The organism is Acidiplasma aeolicum (genome assembly GCF_001402945.1).
In the GTDB taxonomy this organism is placed as follows: domain Archaea; phylum Thermoplasmatota; class Thermoplasmata; order Thermoplasmatales; family Thermoplasmataceae; genus Acidiplasma; species Acidiplasma aeolicum.
In genome coordinates this window covers 1-1,246 of sequence record NZ_LKBG01000141.1, presented here as the reverse complement: position 1 = coordinate 1,246, position 1,246 = coordinate 1, and the positions used below count along the sequence as shown (strand labels likewise).

At 32.5% G+C, this 1,246-nt stretch carries 1 protein-coding gene; it reads left to right on the top strand.

The genetic code is table 11. The features are described from left to right. Positions 1–249 precede the first annotated feature (249 nt). Positions 250–1,246 (top strand): IS110 family transposase (locus tag AOG54_RS03720; protein WP_055032439.1); only part of this gene is annotated, 997 nt, incomplete at its 3' end.

Sequence of the window (1,246 nt, the reverse complement as noted above, 5' to 3'; positions counted from 1 at the left end):
ATCATCCATTATTTCTATATCCTTTTCCTTTACCTTTGATTTTGGTTATGGATAGAAATCATGAAAAACCTTATTTAGCCTCAGCTATATGACGATATAGCTGTGAGAATCGGAGGCGGTTTTCTTTAAACTTGGCCTTCGAGGCCGCTGGATAGAATAGCCGCCCTTCGACTCGATTTCTTACCTTATTTAATAAGGTGAATAGGAGTTTGTCGAGTCTTCGATTCTAAATCTCACAGAATCACGGAGGTGATTGATATAGTAATAGGTTTGGATGTACATAAACATTCCGTATATGCTACGGTATTAAATGATAATGGAGAGCTCGTTATACAGAGGAACACGGAAAATAATATTTCTGTACTGGATAGTTTTTTAAATGATTATAAGGAACATGATATTGTAATAGAATCATCAACATCAGGGAAATATTTATCAAAGGCGTTAATGAAATTAAATTATAAAATACATTTAATAAATCCTGATAAAATATCAGCAATAGATGGTTTTAAGAAAACTGACAGGGAAGATTCATACAAACTTGCATACCTTTACAGGATCAATGCATTAAAGGAAATATACATACCATCAGAAGAAATAGAAAATATCAGGACTTTAGTGAGGTACAGGCATTCCCTTGGAGAGGAGATAACAGTAAAGAAGAATCAAATACATGCAATATTAGCATCATATGGAATAATAATTAAGGCAGCAGACCCATTCGGCAAAAAGGGATTAAGGGAAATCAGCAATAATTATAATAAATTGAATTCCTCCGATAGAATTGTATTGAGATCACTGCTAAGTGACATATCAGGCATAAAATCCAGGGAAAAGGAAATAGAAACAGAATTATCAAATATAGCTGTAAACAATAATAATATAAAATTATTGATGACAATTCCCGGAATCAATTATTACTCTGCATGTGGAATATACTCTGAAATAGGGGATATCTCAAGATTTAAGAACAAGGAAAGATTTGCATCATATACAGGTTTAATACCTAAAGAGTACTCTTCAGGAGAGAAGGTAGTAAAAGGGCATATAACAAAGCATGGGCCATCAATATTAAGGTTCTTCCTAACAGAAATATCACACATAATTATAAAATATACAAAGAAGTTCAGAACTAAATACCTAAGCATTGTAAGAAGATTAGGAAAGAAGAGGTCCATAATAGCAATAGCAAGGATATTAGCAGAGACAATATTTACCATGCTTAAAAATAATACAGGTTACATTG